Source organism: Candidatus Spongiisocius sp. (assembly GCF_965221825.1).
Taxonomy (GTDB): domain Bacteria; phylum Actinomycetota; class Acidimicrobiia; order Spongiisociales; family Spongiisociaceae; genus Spongiisocius.
Genome location: NZ_OZ244917.1, coordinates 2,200,745 through 2,220,687 on the forward strand (window position 1 = coordinate 2,200,745; position 19,943 = coordinate 2,220,687).

At 67.1% G+C, this 19,943-nt stretch carries 16 protein-coding genes, 1 tRNA gene and 1 pseudogene; 9 read left to right on the top strand and 9 right to left on the bottom strand.

Annotation, left to right across the window (positions count from 1 at the left end):
- Window positions 1–6: 6 nt before the first annotated feature.
- From ACOQPD_RS10285 to ACOQPD_RS10295, 3 genes are read right to left on the bottom strand one after another with little or no spacing between them, the layout of a single operon-like run.
- Complete coding sequence (locus ACOQPD_RS10285; RefSeq protein WP_420611871.1) at window positions 7–1,050, bottom strand: hypothetical protein; 1,044 nt, start codon at window positions 1,048–1,050, stop codon at window positions 7–9.
- Window positions 1,043–1,618, bottom strand: coding sequence for an RNA polymerase sigma factor (locus ACOQPD_RS10290; protein ID WP_420611872.1), 576 nt, complete (start codon window positions 1,616–1,618; stop codon window positions 1,043–1,045). The genes ACOQPD_RS10285 and ACOQPD_RS10290 overlap by 8 nt, the downstream gene beginning before the upstream one ends.
- Complete coding sequence (locus ACOQPD_RS10295) at window positions 1,615–2,946, bottom strand: protein kinase (RefSeq protein WP_420611873.1); 1,332 nt, start codon at window positions 2,944–2,946, stop codon at window positions 1,615–1,617. Before ACOQPD_RS10295 ends, ACOQPD_RS10290 begins: the two co-directional genes overlap by 4 nt.
- 695 nt (window positions 2,947–3,641) lie before the next feature.
- Between ACOQPD_RS10295 and ACOQPD_RS10300 the strand changes: the two genes are divergently transcribed.
- Both ACOQPD_RS10300 and ACOQPD_RS10305 read left to right on the top strand, forming a co-directional pair.
- On the top strand, window positions 3,642–4,658 hold the full coding sequence (locus ACOQPD_RS10300) for a histone deacetylase family protein (protein ID WP_420611874.1): 1,017 nt from the start codon (window positions 3,642–3,644) through the stop codon (window positions 4,656–4,658).
- A gap of 7 nt (window positions 4,659–4,665) precedes the next feature.
- Window positions 4,666–6,090 (top strand): CCA tRNA nucleotidyltransferase, encoded by a 1,425-nt coding sequence (locus ACOQPD_RS10305; RefSeq protein WP_420611875.1) that lies wholly within the window; start codon window positions 4,666–4,668, stop codon window positions 6,088–6,090.
- Between the two features lie 764 nt (window positions 6,091–6,854).
- Here ACOQPD_RS10305 and ACOQPD_RS10310 read toward each other — a convergent pair.
- The 4 genes and pseudogenes from ACOQPD_RS10310 to ACOQPD_RS10325 all read right to left on the bottom strand — a co-directional run.
- Window positions 6,855–7,070: pseudogene (locus ACOQPD_RS10310) on the bottom strand (META domain-containing protein); the annotation flags it as partial.
- Window positions 7,071–7,304: 234 nt separating this feature from the next.
- Complete coding sequence (locus ACOQPD_RS10315; RefSeq protein ID WP_420611876.1) at window positions 7,305–7,877, bottom strand: hypothetical protein; 573 nt, start codon at window positions 7,875–7,877, stop codon at window positions 7,305–7,307.
- 452 nt (window positions 7,878–8,329) lie between these two features.
- Window positions 8,330–9,550 carry an IS110 family transposase gene (locus ACOQPD_RS10320; RefSeq protein ID WP_420611877.1) on the bottom strand — a complete coding sequence of 407 codons (1,221 nt, stop codon included), beginning with the start codon at window positions 9,548–9,550 and terminating at the stop codon, window positions 8,330–8,332.
- Window positions 9,551–9,812: 262 nt separating this feature from the next.
- Window positions 9,813–11,033, bottom strand: a complete 1,221-nt coding sequence (locus ACOQPD_RS10325) for an IS110 family transposase (RefSeq protein WP_420611877.1) — start codon at window positions 11,031–11,033, stop codon at window positions 9,813–9,815.
- A 649-nt stretch (window positions 11,034–11,682) separates the two neighbouring features.
- On the opposite strand from ACOQPD_RS10325, the gene ACOQPD_RS10330 reads away from it, so the two are divergent.
- Window positions 11,683–11,838: a hypothetical protein gene (locus ACOQPD_RS10330; RefSeq protein ID WP_420611878.1), complete on the top strand. Its 156-nt coding sequence runs from the start codon at window positions 11,683–11,685 to the stop codon at window positions 11,836–11,838.
- A gap of 42 nt (window positions 11,839–11,880) precedes the next feature.
- The gene (locus tag ACOQPD_RS10335) at window positions 11,881–12,138 is read left to right on the top strand and encodes a GAF domain-containing protein (protein ID WP_420614383.1); all 258 of its coding nucleotides are present in this window, start codon (window positions 11,881–11,883) and stop codon (window positions 12,136–12,138) included.
- Window positions 12,139–12,298: 160 nt separating this feature from the next.
- Here ACOQPD_RS10335 and ACOQPD_RS10340 read toward each other — a convergent pair.
- Window positions 12,299–12,383, bottom strand: a tRNA-Leu gene (locus tag ACOQPD_RS10340).
- Between the two features lie 118 nt (window positions 12,384–12,501).
- Here ACOQPD_RS10340 and ACOQPD_RS10345 point away from each other — a divergent pair.
- From ACOQPD_RS10345 to ACOQPD_RS10365, 5 genes are all read left to right on the top strand, one after another.
- Entirely contained in the window at window positions 12,502–13,500 is a 999-nt protein-coding gene (locus tag ACOQPD_RS10345; RefSeq protein ID WP_420611879.1) for a molybdopterin-dependent oxidoreductase, read from the top strand.
- 21 nt (window positions 13,501–13,521) lie between these two features.
- A complete protein-coding gene (locus tag ACOQPD_RS10350) occupies window positions 13,522–14,544 on the top strand; it encodes a hypothetical protein (RefSeq protein ID WP_420611880.1) in 1,023 nt (340 codons plus the stop codon).
- 144 nt (window positions 14,545–14,688) lie between these two features.
- A complete protein-coding gene (serS, locus tag ACOQPD_RS10355) occupies window positions 14,689–15,966 on the top strand; it encodes a serine--tRNA ligase (protein ID WP_420611881.1) in 1,278 nt (425 codons plus the stop codon).
- Window positions 15,935–16,660, top strand: coding sequence for a class I SAM-dependent methyltransferase (locus tag ACOQPD_RS10360; RefSeq protein ID WP_420611882.1), 726 nt, complete (start codon window positions 15,935–15,937; stop codon window positions 16,658–16,660). Before serS ends, ACOQPD_RS10360 begins: the two co-directional genes overlap by 32 nt.
- A 2-nt stretch (window positions 16,661–16,662) precedes the next feature.
- Entirely contained in the window at window positions 16,663–16,842 is a 180-nt protein-coding gene (locus tag ACOQPD_RS10365; RefSeq protein ID WP_420611883.1) for a hypothetical protein, read from the top strand.
- 186 nt (window positions 16,843–17,028) lie between these two features.
- Here the strand turns inward: ACOQPD_RS10365 and ACOQPD_RS10370 are convergent, their stop codons facing one another.
- Window positions 17,029–19,389 carry an ATP-binding protein gene (locus ACOQPD_RS10370; RefSeq protein WP_420611884.1) on the bottom strand — a complete coding sequence of 787 codons (2,361 nt, stop codon included), beginning with the start codon at window positions 19,387–19,389 and terminating at the stop codon, window positions 17,029–17,031.
- Window positions 19,390–19,943: the final 554 nt, after the last annotated feature.

A 19,943-nucleotide genomic window follows, 5' to 3' on the forward strand; every position in this document is an offset into this window, starting at 1 on the left:
AGCAGGTTAGCGCCGGTCTGTGACCGCCCGGAGCGCCACGGCCTGGCAGTCCGGGTAGACGAACAGGGCCAGAACTCCGGCCTCCGCCTGGTCGTCCGCGCCCGGCGCCACCAGGTAGGCCTCGCCCGTTACGCCGTCCACGAGCCCGGGAGCCATCCATGTGATTACCCCGCTTGGGCCGGCCAAGTCCGCCGCAGCCTGCCAGCAGACCAAGCCCTCCTCTCCCGCCCGGTCGGCAAGCTCGGCCACGGGCACGGGCGGCATCTCGGTGACCGCGGCCAGCGTCTCCAGCACCCCCAGCATCTCGCGGGCCTTCTCGGGCTCGCCGGTTTCGACCTCGAACGCTACGTAGCCCGGCCCGAGGCCTCCGGCTTCCTCGTCGGCCATGGCGACGTCGGCGGCCGCCTCGGCCTCCGGAGCCTCCGCCAGGGCCTCCTCCATAGCCATCTCGGCTTCGGCCGGCGCCTCCTCGGCCACCGCCCGCGCAGCCTCCTCGGCTTCGGCCGGTTCAGCGACGTCGGCTGCTTCCATTTCCGCGGCTGCAGCCTGCTCGGCGGCGGAGTCCTCGGCAGCCTCCGGAGCCTGCGCCGGTGCCGCGGTGGTCGCCGGCGCGGCGGTCACCGGCGCGACGTCGGCAGCCTGCTCGGCAACCACCATGCCGGTCTCCGCCGGGGCGGCCTCCTGGCCGGGACCGGTGTCGACCAGGTTGATGGCGACCGCGATCATGGCCACCACCGACGCGGCCGCGGCCGCTGACGGAATGACGCGAGCCAGCCAGGACCGCTTCTCCTGCCGGCCCCCGGATGGCGCGGGGCGGGCCTCCTCGACGCGGAGCTCGGCCCGGACGGCCGCTCGTAGCCGCTGGCGCTCATCGTCGGAGAGCACCGGATCGGGGAGTTGTTCCATTACGGTCCTGACAGCGGCCTGAACGGCCAGTTCCCTGCGGTCGCTGTCGTCGAGGGCGGCCTCGAGCCGGGCAGCCTCGTCCTCCGGAAGGTTGCCTTCCACCAGGTTCAGCAGTTCGTCTATGGGGATGCGCTCGTCACTCATGCTTGTCCTCTTTGGGATACCCCGAGGCGGTCATAAGGTTCCCGAGATGTTCGGCCAGCAGCTTCCGGCCCCGGAACACGCGGGACTTCACCGTACCGAGCGGAATCTCGAGGATCTCCGCCACGCTCTGCAGTGGTAGCCCTTCCAGATCGCTGAGCAGTACGGCCGGTCCGAACTCTTCCGGCAGGGTCGCCAGAGCCTCTTCGAGCATGGGCCGGAGTTCGGCCGAACGGATGCGATCGGTAGCCGACAGGTCGGGCGGGTCATGAGCTTCCGGCAGCGAGGTGGTCGGGCGCCGCCCTTTCTTGCGAAGCATGGTGTAGCAGGTGTTGACGGCCACCCGGTACAGCCAGGTGGAGAAGGCCGACCTTCCTTCGAACGAGCCGGCCTTGCGGAGCACGGTGATGAACGTCTCCTGGGTTGCGTCCAGAGCCTCCTCCCGGTTCCGGAGGATACGAAGGCAGACGGCGAACACCCGGCCCTCGTGAGCGGCCATTAGCTGATCGAACGCCCTGCCGTCTCCTGCCAGGTAGCGCCGGATGAGGACGGAGTCGTCGGGCCTGCTCAACTGCGAAAACTCACTTCGGCCAGCCGGGTGCGGAAGCCGTCCTCCTCGGGAGGAAGGTCGGTCAGCCAGAGCAGCCAGACCCCGTTGCGAAGTTCGGGTAGCGGTAGGCGGAGGGTTGCGGCCCCGGCCTGTTGCTCGGCGATGACCTCCCAGCCCTCGTCCTCGACATCGAGAAGGGACTCGGCCCACATGAGGCGGAAGGCCGTACCCTCGGACAGGCCCGTCAGCTCGATGAACGCCGGCGATCCGCTCACCTCGAAGGCCAGGCCGACTCCCCCCTTCAGCAGAGGCAGCGGATCGAAATAGCCTTCGGTGTGCCACGCGGTGGTGGGATCTCCGTCGGTGAGCAACGTCAACCGGCCGGGATGCTCCTCGCCGTCTCCGAGGGGATCGAAGTCGAGCACCCGCTGCAGGACCACCGGTTCATCCTCGACCACCGGCTGGTCAGGCGGGTCGTCCTCAGAGGACGATGCCAGGGTCGGCGGGCTGTCCGTGTCCGGCCCGGAAGTCACGGTGGGCAAGGGGAGCGAGGTGACCTGCAAGGGCGGAGTGGGGCTGGTGTCCACCGCGCTACCGGCCCACACGAGCACCGCTGCGGCGAGGGCGAGCAGGCCGACCGGCAGTAGCCGGCGCCAGGACCACCGGAAGACACCAGCGACAGGAGGGGAGTAGGGGACCGCCTGGAGACGGTCGGCCAGCTGGCGGGCGTCGATCTCGTCGGAACGGGCTGAGCGAAGGATGTCATCAACGCTCGGGGACAGGGAGTGGATGAGTTCGGAGGGAGCGATGGTGCCGGGAGGATTGCCGGTGAGAGCGGTCTCCAGCGTGCCGGCCAGCGCCCGGACATCGTCCTTGAGGGAGGTGCCGCGTGGAACTCGGCCGAAGCCGCCGAGCTTGGCCGGCTGCCCCCGCGAGTAGAGGACCGCTCCCGCGTCGATGGCCCCGTGGGTCACGCCCTCGGCGTGGAGCACGGCGAGACCTTCGGCGAGACCGCCGGCGTTGGCGAGCAACTCGGCGAGCGGCGGCCCACCACCGGCGCCCGTCCGGTCGGACAGCGTGGTGCCGCCCACCCACTCGGTAACCGCGTAGGTGGACCCGGGCACGGTATCGGCTGCGAAGACCGCGGCCACATGCGTATGGCTGGCGCGAGAAGCACGCTGGACCGCCACCAGGAACGACCGGCCCCTCGCCCTGGTCGCCTCTGGACCGATCACGCGAATCAGTACCGGGCGATCTAGTTCCAGGTCGGTGGCGAACCACTCCTCGATGTCTTCGTCCCGGCCGAGGCGCAGCTCCAGCCGGTAGCGGTCCGGTATCGGGGGAGGCACGGCTAGCGATCGGGGCCGGTAGCGGGACGGGGCGCGGCCGGGTATCGATGCGACGAGGCGAAGCGCCCGTTGCCGCTCTCCGAGAAAGGTGAGCCTTTCATCCCCTTCCGCCTCTCGCGCTGCGAGCCGTCAGCCGGAATCTACCAACCGAGATGTTCGCGAAAGGAAGCGGACGCCGACCTCGCCGGGATCCGGCCGCAAGTACGTTGCCACACCGACGGAACCGCAAGAACTTTTCGCGTTCTTGAATAAGGGGGTTGAAAGTGTCACACCCTTGCTATACGTTGCGTATCGCCAAGCACCTACACCGGCCGACGAGGATATCCGATCGGAGCGGCCGGGTCCAGGGGAACATACAAGACTTCATGGAGCGACGGCCGATCCCCGGCATCCAGCCGGGCATGGCCGACCACGCTCCAACAGGATGGGTGGCGGCGGGGGAGGGGACCCGGTGCGGAGCGCCGGTTTTCGCGACTTGACGAACTTTGGGCAGAGGGCACCGCCTATGACGCACTGTTCCTCAGGTTCTCCGCACCGCTGGTGGTGTTCTGTTCCTCAGGTTTGTGGCATTGCCTATGACGTCCTGTTCCTGAGGTTCTCCGCACCGCTGGTGGTGTTCTGTTCCTCAGGTTTGTGGCACCGTATGTGGCGTCCTTGTTCCTGAGGTTCCCGGAGACCGGGTTAGCCTGGCTGTTATGAGAGTGCTGGCCGTTTCCCACCCGGTCTTCGAGCAGCACGACGCCGGTTTGGGCCATCCCGAGCGCCCCGACCGCCTCGGCGCGGCCCTGCGGGGGGTGCGGTCCGCTCCGGTGGAGCTGGCGGAGGAGCTGGCGCCGGAGATTGACCGCAGGTTGCTGGAACTGGTGCACGCCCCCGGCTACATCGATTACATCCAGCAGGTTTGTGCCTCGGGAGGTGCTCAGTTGGATCCGGACACGGCGGCGGTCCCGGCCTCGTGGGAAGCCGCCGTCCGGGCTGCCGGAGGGGGCCCCTTGGCTGTCCGCCGCCTAGAGGAGAAGGTTGCTGACCTGGCCTTTCTGGCGGTTCGGCCACCGGGCCACCACGCCCGTTCCTCCACGGCGATGGGGTTCTGCCTGTTCAACAGCGCGGCCGTCACGGCCGCCATGCTGGTGGAACGAGGCTGCAAAGTGGCGATCATGGACTGGGACGTCCACCACGGCAACGGCACCGAGGAGACGTTCGAGCATGAGGAGAACATCCTGTACATCTCGACCCACCAGTATCCCTTCTACCCGGGTACCGGAGGCATCGTTGACATGACCGCCCACCGGGGCGCGGCCACCATCTTGGACCTGCCCCTCCCGCCCGGAACCGCCGGCGACCTCTACCGCCGGGCCTTCGAGGAATTGATCCTGCCGGTGGTCTCGCAGTTCGGTCCGGACTGGCTGCTGGTCAGCGCCGGCTACGACGCTCACGCGGCCGATCCCCTGGCGAGCCTGCGGCTGCTCCCGTCCGACTATGCATTCATGTCCCGCTCCCTGCTCGAGTTGGTCCCCCCGGGCCGCACCATCTGCTTCCTCGAGGGCGGGTACGACCTGGACGCCATCGCGGCTTCGGTCAGCGCCACCCTGGCGGGCGCGGCCGGCGCCGTCGTCCCGGACGAGGAGCACCGCTTCCGCTCTTCCGAGCTTGCCTTCGCAACCCTGGACGTGGTGAAGGCAGAGGCCGCCAAGGTGTGGGACCTCGGCTGATCCGAGCATGGTTCCCGAGCGCCTGAACTGGCTGAACAGCGGCATCAGCCGTGAGTTGGCCGGTCTCTTCACGGCCGCCGGCCACGAGATCCACCTTGTGGGCGGTTCGGTTCGCGATGCCCTGCTGGAACGGGAGTCGACCGATCTCGACTACGCCACCAGCGCCCGGCCCGACCAGATGAAGCCACTACTCGGCGACTGGGCGGATCAGTTGTTCACCGTGGGCGAACGGTTCGGGACGATCGGCCTCCTCCGGGATGGGGTGCGGTGCGAGATAACCACCTTCCGCGCCGAGACCTACCGGCCTGACAGCCGCCGCCCGGAGGTTACCTTCGGCGATTCGATCGAGGCCGACCTGGAGCGCCGGGACTTCACGGTCAACGCCATCGCGTTGCAGCTCGGCAGCGACGCCCCGGTCCTCGTGGACCCATTCAACGGCGTGGCCGACCTGGCCACCCGGACCCTGCGAACACCTATCGGTCCCGACGTGTCCTTCTCGGACGATCCGCTCCGGATGGTCCGGCTGTTCCGATTCATGGCGCAACTGGGTTTCTATCCGGACCGGGCGGAGCTCGACGCTGTGGCTCGCCTCCGGGAGCGCCTGCGGACGATCAGCGCGGAGCGGATCCGGGACGAGTTCTCCAAGCTGGTGGTGGCCGACGGCGCAGCGCCCGCCATGTCGGTAATGGTCGAGTCCGGGCTGGCGGCGGAGTTCGTCCCCGAGGTCCCGGCGCTGGCCATGACCGAGGATCCCGACCACCGTCACAAGGACGTGCTTGCCCACTCGCTGGCGGTGATGGCCAAGACGGAACCCGACCTGGTCCTGCGTCTGGCCGCCGTGTTCCACGATGTCGGAAAGCCCGCCACCCGGCGGTTCGAGGGCCCCAAGGTGACCTTCCACCACCATGAGGTGGTGGGCGCCCGGATGACCCGCCGCCGTCTGAGAAAGTTGCGCTACCCGAACGGCACGGTCAGTGACGTGGCCGAGCTCGTCTTCCTCCACATGCGGGCCCATACCTTCAAGATGGGTTGGACCGATTCGGCGGTACGCCGCTACGTGCGGGACGCCGGCGAGTTGCTGCCCCGGCTCAACCAGCTGGCGAGATGCGATGTCACCACCCGCAGCGACCGCCGGGCCCGCCGGATCCAGCGGCAGATCGACGAGTTGGAGGAGCGGATCGAGGCCCTCCGCGCCAAGGAGGAACTGGACGCCATCCGACCACCCATCGACGGCTTCGATGTCATGGATTACCTGGCCATCGGCCCCGGCCCGACGGTCGGAGCGGTGCTGGAGGTCCTGCTCGAGAAGCGGATCGAACAGGGCCCCTACGACCGCGCCGAGGCCTTCGGGGACGTGCGGCGCTGGGCCGTGGAACAGGGATTGCCCGACCCGGGAGAACCCCCACCCGACGCCGCCTCGGAAGGCTCGTAAACGCGCAAGCCCCGACCCGCGGGCAAGGCTCGGGTCAGCCGCTGTCAGCTGTAATGAACGACCGTAACCCCGCAGGTCATGTTCAGATCGGCCAAAGCGTTCAGCCGATCCATACCCCCCCACTCCCTGGGGTGGCACCCTAGGAGAGCAGGGGTCTTGACAAGCCGCGGGGCCGCGGGGCGTCCAAGTCGTGCCGACCGGCGCGGCGAGCTGAAGCCGGCGACCGTTCTCAGCCGTTCGCAAGCTACCTAAAACCGTCAACTCCCTCTCGTAAGTTCTGCGAGTTCGACACCGGAGTCGCTCGCTCTCCGTACTGTCGCCAGTGGTCGCCGAACAGGGCCTTCTCGGTGCGCCGGTCCTCCGGGATGGTGGTGGACAGGTGGGTCAGGTTGATGAAGTGGCGGGAAGTTCAGGTTCTCGCTGATGCCGTTCCCGGCCGTGGTGCGGGAGGCGCGTCCGCTCATTTCGGTGAACAGGCGGCCCTGGGCCATGCCGTCGGTCAGCGGGTCCTCGTCGCGGAGTGAGCGGATCTGATCGCCCGTCGCGGAGACGCAGGACCTGTAGACGGCTTGGGCTGGATTACATCGGGGCCGGGGCCTGGCCATTCGCCGTTCCGCGTTGAAGGCGGCTAGTGCGCCGGAGCAGTCTTTGGGTTCAGGATCAGGCAGGAGCGCGCGTTCGCAGGAGCGGCTCCCGTCCATGTATGGGGGCTTTCGTCGTGTCCGCCGATCGCGGGGCCGGCGGGCCGGGCATCGGCAATGCGGCTACTGTCCGACGCGCTCGAAGACCAGCACCTGCCCACCCTCGCTATGGAGCGTGAGTCGTTCGCCCGAGACCTCGAAGTGCTCCACCGTCGCCAGCGAGTCCTGCATCCGTTGTTCCTGCCGGAAGAGCGCCTGGGATGGGCAGCCCGCTTCCGTCCACGTCAGGTCGTCAAGGCGCAGCTCCGACCCCCGCGCGCTGTATAGCGCAGCGTAGGAGTTGCAGCCCCGTCCAGCCGGTCGTGTTCGTGGCGGTGGTGAACTCGGCGGTTGCGTCGCTCGCCACTACCCGGGCGGGAGTGCCGGCATCGCCCAGCGCGACCAGCCGCTACGCCGTAGCGGCCAGCGAATCCTCTGCTGCCGCAGGCCGCGAGGAGCAACACGAGGCCGGGTAGAAGCCGGCGCGTCGTCTCCCTCCTGCGGGGGATGGCCGTTTTAGGGGGCTCCGTCTCGTCAGCACGCGAACATCGACCTGATGGTCTCGCTCTGCTTGGTCGTCTCCACGATGCGCCCATCCGGGTAGCGGATGTACTCCGTGGTGCCGTTGCCCGCCCCGACGTAGCAGAAGGGACCTCCCGCCCCCGCGCCGGTCGGAGTCCGTTGGCTGGCGGGGCGTTGCTGGGACTTATCTACGGGGAGGGTCGTCAGGGTGCTGAGGTCGTCGTCCACGATCGTGATCGAGACCGACCACGGGTTGCCCCTGGCAACTGCCGGGGGCAGTGTTCCCAGGTCCACCCCGAAGACATCGTCGTGGGCGTCCGCGTCCTGGCGTGTGGCGATGGTCCCCGTGCCCGTGAGCGAGTTGGCGGGGATCGTGATCGACGCGAGGCGTCCGTAGTCGCCCGGCTCCGCGCTGAAGCCGTAGACAACCAGCGGGATCGTCACCCGGCTCGACAGCGCCTCCGACAGGGTGGCCGTGATCGTGACCGGGCTGCCCTCGTCCACCGTCGTGGGGGAGGCGGAGATGGACACCAACGGGTGGGCCACGACCACGCGCACCTCAACCGTCTCCCCGGGCGCGGGCAACAATCCCCTCGGCGCGCTGTTTTTCCATCTGCGTGTGTCGGTGCGAGGGCGTCCGGCCTGGTCGAAGCGGAACCGGGAGTCTCCGATCTCAACCGCGTAGTTGTTGATCTCCGAGGTAAAGGCCGCAGTGGCTCCAAACTGGAAAGTGTCTAATAACTGGCCACCATATGCGATCGATATATCGTAGATCGTGAAGGTAGATCCGTCGTTGAGCGTGACCGTGTCCTCAGAGAGTGCGCCAGAGCACTTCTTAGTCGAGAAGTTGTTTGAGTTATCGCAACCCCAAATCCCGCCACTCGCGTTATACGTGCCGTGGAGCAAGCCTACCGTCAGCGTGCCGGACCAGACGACCTCGTGCCCGGCCTCGGCCGGACGCGGGATCAACAGGACCGAGAGCAGCAGCGCCGGAAGGGCGAGCCAAACGACTAAGGGGGGGTGTCCCTGTCTTGTTGTCAAGCCGCTTCGGGCAGTTTCTCGGGTTGGCGGGGTTGGTAGGGCGTTTGGGTCTTGAGCATGGCCAGGATGATGTTGGTGCGTCGGCGGGCGACGCAGATGACAGCGGCGTTGTGGTCTTTGCCGTGGGCGCGTTTGCGTAGGTAGTAGGCGCGGGCGTCGGGGTCGTGTCGGGTGGCGACGAACGCGGCGATGAACATGGCGTTCTTGAGTCGGTGGTTTCCGCCTCGTGATCGTCCTGTTCGGTGGCTGCGGCCTGATTGTCGGTCCACGGGGGCTAGCCCGGCGTAGGCGGCTAGCCGGGCGGGGTTGGCGAACCGGTGCGGGTCGCCGATCTCAGCGAGGGTTCTCGCTCCGGTTCTGGGTCCGAACCCGCACATGCTGTTAAGGACTTTTCCCAGCGGATGCTCCAAGAACGCCTGCTCGATGTCAGCTTCGAGGCGTTGGCGGCGGTCGATGATCCGGTCCAGGTCGGCGGCCAAGTCGCCGATTGTCTCGCCCCAGGTTGCCTCGGCTGGCACCGTGACGGTCTGGGAGCTGAGCGCAGCCCAGATCTGGTCGGTGAGTGTGTTGGCGGCGCGCTTGGAGCGCTTGGAGATCAGCGACCGCACCCGGGCTTTGCCGGCCGTTCGCAGCGCTGCGGGGGTGGGGTATTTCACCAGCGCGGCTCTGAGACCAGGTGTCGACATCAGCCTTTCTCCCACGGCACGCTCCAGAGCCGGGGACACGGCTAATAGGGCGTCTCTCAGGCGGTTTACGGTTCTTGTCGCGTCGGAGGCCAGGTCTGTGTCCCGACCGTTGAGGATCCGCAGACGGGCCAACAGCTCATCGGTGACAGTCGTCCAACTCAGACGATCCGCGTTACGCCAGGCGTAGTCGGCCAGCACCTGGGCGTCCTTGGGGTCGGTCTTGGCCGCACCTGCGTAGAGGTCGGCAGCTCGGCGCATCGCCAGGCCGGTGACATAGGCCACCGGAATCGTCATCTCTGCGGCGACGGTGAGCGCCAGCACAGCCGCCGACGAGGTCATATCAACCACCAACGCCGGGCGGCCGTGGTCCCCAGCGTCGTCGATCATCCGCCGGATCGCTGATTCGTCGTTGGGAACCGCTCGGGCGAACAGCGCCTTACCGCTGGCCGACACCGCACAGGCGTAATGGTTGCCCTTGGCGATGTCTATACCGACGAACACTCCGGGAGCGGGCGTAGGGCTCTCACCCATTCAGTTGGTCCTCTCTAGTCGCAAACTCCTTCGGCAGCTACTCGAGGGCACCAACGCCTCAACCACTTTACGAACCAGCCCCCTGTCGGTGCATGTCCCTGTAAGAGGTCGCAGGCACCCAACCACGGCGGGTGGCAACACCCCCCAGGCCATCTCTCTGACAGGGGGACAAAGCCCTGCCCGCCGCGGCGAGCAACCAGCCCCGATATTCACACATCAGAGCTACTCAACAAGGTAAAGGGGGGGTGTCCCTGTCTTGTTGTCAAGCCGCTTCGGGCAGTTTCTCGGGTTGGCGGGGTTGGTAGGGCGTTTGGGTCTTGAGCATGGCCAGGATGATGTTGGTGCGTCGGCGGGCGACGCAGATGACAGCGGCGTTGTGGTCTTTGCCGTGGGCGCGTTTGCGTAGGTAGTAGGCGCGGGCGTCGGGGTCGTGTCGGGTGGCGACGAACGCGGCGATGAACATGGCGTTCTTGAGTCGGTGGTTTCCGCCTCGTGATCGTCCTGTTCGGTGGCTGCGGCCTGATTGTCGGTCCACGGGGGCTAGCCCGGCGTAGGCGGCTAGCCGGGCGGGGTTGGCGAACCGGTGCGGGTCGCCGATCTCAGCGAGGGTTCTCGCTCCGGTTCTGGGTCCGAACCCGCACATGCTGTTAAGGACTTTTCCCAGCGGATGCTCCAAGAACGCCTGCTCGATGTCAGCTTCGAGGCGTTGGCGGCGGTCGATGATCCGGTCCAGGTCGGCGGCCAAGTCGCCGATTGTCTCGCCCCAGGTTGCCTCGGCTGGCACCGTGACGGTCTGGGAGCTGAGCGCAGCCCAGATCTGGTCGGTGAGTGTGTTGGCGGCGCGCTTGGAGCGCTTGGAGATCAGCGACCGCACCCGGGCTTTGCCGGCCGTTCGCAGCGCTGCGGGGGTGGGGTATTTCACCAGCGCGGCTCTGAGACCAGGTGTCGACATCAGCCTTTCTCCCACGGCACGCTCCAGAGCCGGGGACACGGCTAATAGGGCGTCTCTCAGGCGGTTTACGGTTCTTGTCGCGTCGGAGGCCAGGTCTGTGTCCCGACCGTTGAGGATCCGCAGACGGGCCAACAGCTCATCGGTGACAGTCGTCCAACTCAGACGATCCGCGTTACGCCAGGCGTAGTCGGCCAGCACCTGGGCGTCCTTGGGGTCGGTCTTGGCCGCACCTGCGTAGAGGTCGGCAGCTCGGCGCATCGCCAGGCCGGTGACATAGGCCACCGGAATCGTCATCTCTGCGGCGACGGTGAGCGCCAGCACAGCCGCCGACGAGGTCATATCAACCACCAACGCCGGGCGGCCGTGGTCCCCAGCGTCGTCGATCATCCGCCGGATCGCTGATTCGTCGTTGGGAACCGCTCGGGCGAACAGCGCCTTACCGCTGGCCGACACCGCACAGGCGTAATGGTTGCCCTTGGCGATGTCTATACCGACGAACACTCCGGGAGCGGGCGTAGGGCTCTCACCCATTCAGTTGGTCCTCTCTAGTCGCAAACTCCTTCGGCAGCTACTCGAGGGCACCAACGCCTCAACCACTTTACGAACCAGCCCCCTGTCGGTGCATGTCCCTGTAAGAGGTCGCAGGCACCCAACCACGGCGGGTGGCAACACCCCCCAGGCCATCTCTCTGACAGGGGGACAAAGCCCTGCCCGCCGCGGCGAGCAACCAGCCCCGATACTCACACATCAGAGCTACTCAACAAGGTAAAGGGGGTGGTAGAACGCATGGCCGCCCTCAGCAGGCGGCGTATCCTACTGCTGTCATTCCCGGTGTCGAACATGGCTATCGTGCCTCCTCTTGGCAACGGTCTGCTTCATCGGTCGAGATGAACTCGCCGGCCCCGGTGTCGGGGCGGTTGCTTCAGCACTGCACCAGCCTCTGCCTCCAGTCGGCGTGGAGACGCACAGATCCAAAGCACCGTACGGGAATGCTAGCAAGATCACGCCTATCGGATACATATCGTTCACGATTTCTTTTGTATAACTTGATGTATACCTCCCGGTCTGATGGCTGATACGCCGGCAGCGCACATGCCGGGAGATCGACGCGCTGCGGGAGCGCCCGTCGCGCCTCAGCGAGGCCAGCCGGCGCATCAACGAGAGCCTGGACTTCGACCAGGTGCTCCAGCGCGTCCTCGACTCCGCCCGCACGCTGACGGCGGCCCGCTACGGCGTGATGACCCTCCTAGACGACGGGAGCGGGGTGGGCCACCGCTTGACTCCCGGTTTCACCTCCGCCGACGCAGAGCAACTGTGGCTCACCCCCGACCGGTAGCAGCTCCTCGAGGCCCAGACCAATATCACCGAACCCCTGCGCCTGCCCAACCTGGCGGACCACGTCCGGAACCCGGGTTTCACGGAGTTCACCAACCCCCTCCCGGTGGGGGCCTTCCGCTTCCTGGCAGCGCCCATGTTCCACCGGAGAGAACGAGTGGGCCACGTCTTCGTGGGCGACAAGGACCGCGGCGCCGAGTTCACCGTGGCCGACGAGGAGACCCTGACGATGTTCGCCGCCCAGGCGGCGCCGGTCATCGCCAACGCCGGGTGTTGGGCTATGCGACGGCTGGTCGCCTAGGTCCGCAACCTGCGGGCCGGCGGTGAGGTCGGCATACATCAGCCGTTTGCCTCCCGTCGCTTTGGCGAGGGCGTCCATCTGGTCGATGGTGTCGAGGTAGCGGACGGTGTGGCGGGCGGCGAACTCGGCCACATAAGGTTCTCGAGTTCGACAAGCCTTGTGGGCGAGAGAGGACTCGAACCTCCACGAGCTCAATGCTCACTGGGTCCTGAACCCAGCGCGTCTACCAATTCCGCCACTCGCCCGGAATGCCGGGCATTGTACCCCAGAGACACCTGTATCTCGCCGGAGGCCTCCGGCGAGAATGGTGCCGGGTGGGCCTCTTTACCTCAGGCACCTTCATAGGCTGGGCCCGGATCCGGCTTGGAGGCGACGCTGAAGCGCTTTACCAACCTGGCCCTCGCCACCCTCCTGATAGGGGCGATTGCCTCGGGGCTTTTCGCCCAGGGATTCGGCACGGAGTGGGCGCGGGTCGCGACGCTCGCGCACGGTGTGCTCGGGTTGTCCTTCCTGCTGCTGGCGCCGTGGAAGTCGATGGTGGTCCGATCCGGATTCCGGAGGCGCCGCAAGGGAACGGTCTGGTCGGTCGCGCTGATTGTGACCGTGGTGGCGACCATCGGTTCCGGTCTGCTCCAGGTGATGGGCACGACATCGCGGATCGGCCCGCTCGCCACGATGCAAGTCCATATAGGAGCCGCCGTTCTCTCGGTGGGGCTGGCCGGGTGGCATTACGTCCGGCACCCCGTCCGGCCTCGGACCACCGACCTGGGCCGGCGGAACCTGCTGAGAACCGGCGGCCTGGCCGCCGGGGCGGGGATAGTGCTGGCCGGATGGGAAAGCGCTCTGGGCGTCCTCGATCTGCCCGGCTCCGAGCGGAGGTTCACCGGATCGCATGAGCGGGGGAGCGGGAACCCGGCCCGGATGCCCGTAACGCAGTGGTTCACCGACACGGTGCCGCGGCTCGACCGGCTGGAGGCCGAGGTGGCGGGCCGGATGCTCGGACCGGACGACCTGGGCTCGTTACCGATGGAGACGTTGGAAGCTACCCTCGACTGCACCGGCGGATGGCACTCGACCCAGCAATGGACGGGCGTCCGGCTGGATCGGCTTCTCGGAAAGGTGGATGGGGTGAGCATCCGCGTGCGTTCGGTTACCGGATACGAGCGCCGCTTTCCGGCCAGGGATGCGGACCGGATCTGGTTGGCGTTCGAGGTGGGGGGTGAACCGCTGAGCGCGGGCCACGGCTACCCGGCCCGGATCGTGGCGCCGGATCGGCGCGGCTTCTGGTGGGTCAAATGGGTGGACTCGGTGACGGTCTCCGATGTTCCGGCCTGGTTTCAACCCCCGTTCCCGCTCACCTGACCCGATGACGAAGCCGGGAACGTGACCAACCGGTACCGGCCGCCGAACAGCTTCGGCCGGCGGCGGCGGAAGATCTGGTGGTGGCTCGCGCTGTTGCTCCTGATCCTCATCGGGGGGGCGGTCCTGGTCAACAGCCGGGGGGTGATCGCCCGCCAGGAGACGGCCTTCTTCGATAGTGCGCGGATCGCCACGCAGGAGGTGGACCAGATAGCGGCCGGATTCCGGCGCCTGGTGAGCAACGAGCTGCGGACCATAAACCGGGACGACTTCGAGGCGCTGATGGGCAGGCTGTCCGGGGAAATGGCGGACCAGGCGGAGCAGTTCCAATCGGTGGAGGCGCCCGAGTCGGCCTTCGCCGCCCGCGAGATGCTGGATCTGGCGTTCGCGTCGTGGACGGCGGGCCTGGCCGACTTCCGGGTGGCTGTCACCGCGGTCACCGACGACCCGACCGGCTCGGTTCCGGTGGACCAGCTGGGCGGCGCCATCGCCCGGATCCGGGTGGGCGACCTGGTTTACGCCCGGTTCCTGGCCAGGGCGACCGGCATGCTGGAGGAGCTGGGCATAGTCAACGAGATTCCGGCCGTCTCCTTCATCGTCGATCAGCGGCCACTGCTGAACGGGGAGAGGCTGGCGCGGACGATCCGGAGCAGTACCGACATGGGGGTGCGCCGGGACGTGACCATCCTTCAGGTGGTGTTCGAGCCGCTCCCGGCCGGCGGCCTGGGGGACGAGGGGGAGATCCTCTTCCCGGCCACCCAACGACTGCAGTTCAGCACGGTGATCGGCAACCGAGGCAACGTGGACCAGAAGGGCCTGACCGTGAACGCCAGCATCCGCTCCGAGGCGGGGGAGTCGCTGACCACGGTCGACAGCCACGGGTTGGACCTGGCGCCCGGAGAGATCGGGTCGGTGCTGTTCGGTACCGAGCTGGTGGAGCCGGGCGCCGAGTACCTGCTGACCTTCAAACTGACCGTGGTCGAGGACGACCTGACTCCCGAGGACAACGTGTGGGAGTCGCGCATCCGGATCAACCCGCCCGGATAGCCGTCCGGCCCAGGCCCGGGGCGTTCCCCGGTCTTAGCCGGGCGCCCGTGGTCGGTGGCTATATGATCCAACATAGGATTACAACGGCCAACTAGCAACTACCAACTAGCAACTACTGACTGGATAGAGGGATATCATCACGGGATGATCGACATAACGCTCCTGCGCGAGCAGCCGGACGCTCTCAAGGCGTCCCTGGCCCGCCGGGGCCTGGATCTGGACGTTGACGCAATGGCGCAGATCGACCAGATGCGGCGGAGAACCCGGGTGACGGCCGAGTCGATGCGCGCCGAGCAGAAGAGCCTCAGCCGCCGCATCCCCCGTCTCGAGGGCGAGGCCAGGCAAAGCGCCATCGCCGAGGCCGGGAAGCTGGCGTCGAGCTACCGAGCCGCCCTGGCCGAGGCCGATGAGCTGGACGAGCAGTTCCGGGAGATCTGGATCAAGGTTCCCAACCCGGCCCATCCGTCGGCCGCCGACGGCTTGGTCGAAGAGGACGCGGTGGAGATCAAGCGGTGGGGGACAATCCGGGACTTCGGCTTCCCGGTCAAGGACCACCGGGAGCTGGGCGCCGACCTGGGGATGATCGACATCGAGCGGGCCGCCAGGGTGTCCGGCAGCCGCTTCGGATACCTGACCGGACCGGCGGTGATGATCGAGTTCGCGCTGGTGCGGATGGTGCTCGAAATGCTGGGCGAGAGAGGATTCACGCCCGTCGTCCCGCCGGTGCTGGTGCGCGAGGAGGCACTGTTCGGCACCGGATTCTTCCCGGATGACGATCAGCAGGTCTACGAAGTGGGCGTGACGACCGGCGAAGGACTGCGGTCCGACAACCTCTACCTGGTGGGAACCTCCGAGGTTTCCCTGGCGGCCTATCACACCGGCGAGGTGCTCGACAAGGATGCCCTGCCCCTCCGGTACGCGGGCTTCTCCAGCTGCTTCCGCAGGGAGGCGGGAGCGCACGGCAAGGACACGGCGGGCATCTTCCGCGTACACCAGTTCGACAAGGTGGAGATGTTCTCGTTCTGCCATCCGGAGCGCTCGTGGGACGAGCACGAGATGTTGCTGGGGATCGAGGAGCAGATCGTTCAGAGTCTCGAGATCCCCTACCGGGTGGTGAACGTGGCCGCAGGGGACCTCGGCGCATCGGCAGCGAAGAAGTACGACATCGAGGCCTGGATCCCCTCCCAGGAGCGCTACCGGGAGATCACCTCCTGCTCCAACACCACCGACTTCCAGAGCCGGCGGCTGCGGATCCGGTACCGGACCGACCGTGGCAACCGGTTGGTGCATACCCTGAACGGGACGGCAGTGGCCGTGGGCCGGTTGCTGATCGCAATCATGGAGAACCACCAGCAGATGGACGGGTCTGTGGTGGTGCCGGACGCGCTGCGTGCCTACGCCGGATTCGACCGCATCGGCTGAGTCCCCGCTCGCCCCGGCGGAGCGGCCGACGGATGCGATCTTCGCCAGGATCGCCCGGCGCTACGACCTGATCAACCGGCTGCTGGCGGCGGGGCGGGACCGGGCCTGGCGCCGGTCGGTCATCGAACATCTGCCTCCGGGACGGCTGCTGGACCTCGGCGCCGGTACCGGGGCGGCCCTGCCCCTGTTCGATGACCGGCAGGTGGTGGCGCTCGATCCCGTGCCACAGATGCTGGACCTCAACCCCACCCCCGCTCGAGTCGTGGGCAAGGGAGAGTCCCTGCCATTCGGCGATGCGTCCTTCGATGCCGTGTTCTCGGCCTTCGTCTTGCGGAACCTGGACTCGGTGGAGACCACGATGGACGAGATCGCCCGGGTACTCCGACCCGGCGGATCGGTGGGGGTGGTGGGCCTCACCCGGCCCAAAGGCAAGTTGGCCGCCTCCCTCCACCGGGCCGGCTCGGCCATCGTGGTCCCGATGGCGGGTGCCCTGATCGATGCCGTCGACGAGTACCGCTACCTCCACCGGTCGCTCGACAAGCTCCCCCCGCCCGAGCAACTCTTCGCCGACCCACCCCTCCGCCTCGACCGCCTCTGGAGAATGGGCCCCCTCGGCTTCGTCTACGCCGCAATCCTCACCAAATTGCATGTCACCCGGATAGGCCGCTGCGAGCCGACACGCAGAAGGAGATGACGTTGCGACCTCCCGGTGACCAGACCGACGCACTGGAGATGGTGGCTCAGGCCAATGGCGTGGGTATGTCTCAGGCTGTCCGTGGCGCCATCGAAAGCCGCCAGGCCGATGATGGCTTCGAAGAACGGCTCACCGAGTCGATGGCGCGTTCCCAGCGGATCCTCGACCGTCTGGCCGAATAGCCAGGTGGACTACCTCGGGCTCGGTGACGTCATCATGATCGCGGCAGCGGTCTTGCGCATCGAACCTGAGGTGCTTCTCCGGACCAGCCGGGTCAGCACTGGGATTCCGGGCCGGCGGAGTGGTCGGTGTTGGGCCCCATGCGCAGTCCAGCATGACCACGGTGTCTCTCTTGTCTGCGTCTGCTCCTATTCTTGGGTGTCCTGGTTGGGTATCCGGTAGCCGAGGCGGGGTTCGGCGAAGATGTATTTCGGGTTGGCGGCGTCGTCGCCGAGTTTGCGGCGTAGCCTCATGAGGTGGGTGCGCAACGTCCGCAGGTTCCCCGGTTTTATTGGACTCCACACGCGTCTCAGGAGTCGGTCGTGGGGTACTACCCGCCCGGCGTCGGCTGCGAGTTCCGCTAGTAGGTCGAACTCGGTGGGCGTCAGCGGTGCCGGTCGCCCCGAGACGGTCACCCTACGCCGGGCGTAGTCGATGGTCAGGTCGCCGAGCACGAAGGGTTCCACTGGTTCGGGGCGCTGTGGTTCCCTGAAGCGGCGCAGGGCCGCCCTCACCCGGGCCACGAGTTCCGTCGGCGAGAATGGCTTGACGATGTAGTCGGTGGCTCCCTGCTCGAGGACTCTGGCGACCACCTCGTCCCTGCCGTACGCGGATAGGAATATGACCGGGATACGGGAGACCGTGAGGATGTCTGCCATCACTTCCGTCCCGTCGCGGTCGGGCAGCATCAGGTCCACCAGTGCCAGGTGGGGGCTGTGTTCCGCCATCAGGGACAGCGTTTCCTCGGGGTCGGCGGTCACCACCGGCCGGAAGCCTGCGGTGGAGAGTGCGTTCCGCACGGATCTGAGCACCAAGGGGTCGTCGTCCACCACCAGGACCGTTCCCGCGGATGCCCCGGCGCTCTGGGAGCGGGCGGGGCGGGGCGCTGGTTCGGCGTCTTGGACCACCGGCAGGGTGAAGACGAACCGTGCTCCCAGGCCCGGCCCGTCGCTCTCGGCCCAGATGCGGCCTCCGTGCGCTTCCACTATCCCTTTGCAGATAGCCAGCCCCAGGCCGGTGTCGCCTGCTGTGTCGGGGTCGTCCCGGCGGGAGAACTTGCGGAACAGGCGCGGTAGGTCCTCGGCAGGTATGCCACGGCCGGGGTCGGCCACCGAGACCTCGACGTGTACGCCCACGCGCACGGCGCGCACTTTGATTATCGACGACTCAGGGGAATGGCGGGCCGCGTTGGACAACAGGTTGCCGATGACCTGGACGATGCGCCTGCGGTCCGCCACGACGGGGGGCAGGCCGGGCTCGATGTCGATGGCAAGGTCGTCGCGGCCCCCGGAGCTGATGAAGGCGTTCCTCGCCCGGTCCACCAGGGCCGCCACCTCCAGCGGTTCGGGGTCCACCGGGAGGGCGCCCGTCTCGATCCGGGCCACGTCCAGCAGATCGCCGATGAGCTCGCGCATGTGGTCGGCCCGGTCGACGATGATGCGGTGGAACTGGCGCATCTCGGCCGGGTCCAGGTCCGGCGCCGCGTCCAGCAGGACGGTAGCGGCGCCCCTGATGGAGGTAAGAGGCATCCGCAACTCGTGGCTGACCATGGCCAGAAACTCGGCCCGCAGCCGCTCCGTCTCCTCGACGGCCGTCATGTCCTGCATCGTGACCACCACCGACTCCACCTGCCCGTCCCCGCCGCGGATGGGCGTGGCGTTGAGCAGCACCGACACGCTCCGCCCGTCGGGGACCCACATGACGATCTCCTCGGCCCGTATCGTCTCGCCGGTACCGAGAACCCGGGACAGCGGGAACTCTTCCAGGGAGAACTCGCTCCCGTCGGCGCGACGCACGGTCAACAATCCCAGAAGATCCGCCGGCGCCTGACCCGGGCTGCACAGGCCGTCGACGATCCTTCTCCCCTCCCGGTTGAACGACACCGCAGCACCCTTGCTCACGTCGAAGACCACGACTCCCACCGGCGACGTATTGATCAGCGTCTCCAAGCCTGCCCTGGCCCGCTGCTCGTCCCGATGCCGGCGGGCGTTGGCGATAACCTGCGCCGCCTGGGCAGCGAACAGCACCAGGATCTCCTCATCCTCCCGGCTGAACTCCCGGCCCGGCTCGTCACTGCCCACGTAGAGGTTGCCTGCCCGCACCCCCTGATGCAGTATCGGCGCGGCCATGAAAGCGGTGACCGATACGGGCAAACGGAACTCCCCGAGGCCAATGGACGCGGTGAACTCTTCAAGCCGACCCATCCTCAGCGGACCCCCAACAGAGTTCACGTACTCGAACAACCTCCGTCCCCCCGGTACCTGCCACACCCGATCCACCTCGCCGGGGTCCAGGCCCCCAACCAGGTAGTCCTCCACCCGACCCGAATCATCCAGCGTCACGATCACCGAATACGGCGCCCGCGTCAGGGACCGGGCACCGTCCATCACAGCCCGCAGCGCCGTGCCAAGGTCGAGGCTCTCGTTGATGCGGAGACTGGCCTCGCTAAGGCGCGAAAGGCGGTCTCTCACCGACTCCAACCCCCCGACCGCCTGACCGGCGTTCTCCAACACACACCTCCCACGAGGTAGGGCCGCCTCGGGCCAATTTCCAACAGATTCCGCTAGACGTTATTATAAAGTTATAACATTGCACCACATATTCATCATTAAGTTATTCGCAAGCCCCTACACTACTTGTACATGCACAGGATCCGTCACATCGCCGACAAGAGGGTGTAACAAGATGACGAAACCGACCGAGGGCTTCTCGGTACCGCGGCCGCCCTGTTGAGGCGACTATGCCCCAGTACCCGTCCCGGGGCCGACCGGTTCCAGCCCGTCTGCCCTTAGAAAAGCGCAGCCAGCCCTAGACAGACCAAGACTGGAGATAACCCGAGATGCGCCGCATCACCACCGTTCTGCTCGTCACGCTCGCACCGGCCGCAACGGCGGCCTACGCCGCAGCCGGGGGGTTCGACCCTCACGGGAAGCTGCCAGGGGCGTGACGGAGATGTCCGTGGGCCGTGTCCGACGATTGGCGGTTGTCGGTGCCCTGGCTGTCACAGTTGCGTTATCCGCTTGCGGCGGCGATAGCTCGACTCCGACAACTGTTGCAGCCGATA

Excerpts from the sequence above, each read along its gene's own strand:
- ACOQPD_RS10285 (WP_420611871.1), bottom strand. The coding sequence starts at position 1,050 with ATGAGTGACGAGCGCATCCCCATAGACGAACTGCTGAACCTGGTGGAA.
- serS (WP_420611881.1), top strand. The coding sequence starts at position 14,689 with ATGATCGACATAACGCTCCTGCGCGAGCAGCCGGACGCTCTCAAGGCG.
- ACOQPD_RS10320 (WP_420611877.1), bottom strand. The coding sequence starts at position 9,550 with ATGGGTGAGAGCCCTACGCCCGCTCCCGGAGTGTTCGTCGGTATAGAC.
- ACOQPD_RS10305 (WP_420611875.1), top strand. The coding sequence starts at position 4,666 with ATGGTTCCCGAGCGCCTGAACTGGCTGAACAGCGGCATCAGCCGTGAG.
- ACOQPD_RS10300 (WP_420611874.1), top strand. The coding sequence starts at position 3,642 with ATGAGAGTGCTGGCCGTTTCCCACCCGGTCTTCGAGCAGCACGACGCC.
- ACOQPD_RS10325 (WP_420611877.1), bottom strand. The coding sequence starts at position 11,033 with ATGGGTGAGAGCCCTACGCCCGCTCCCGGAGTGTTCGTCGGTATAGAC.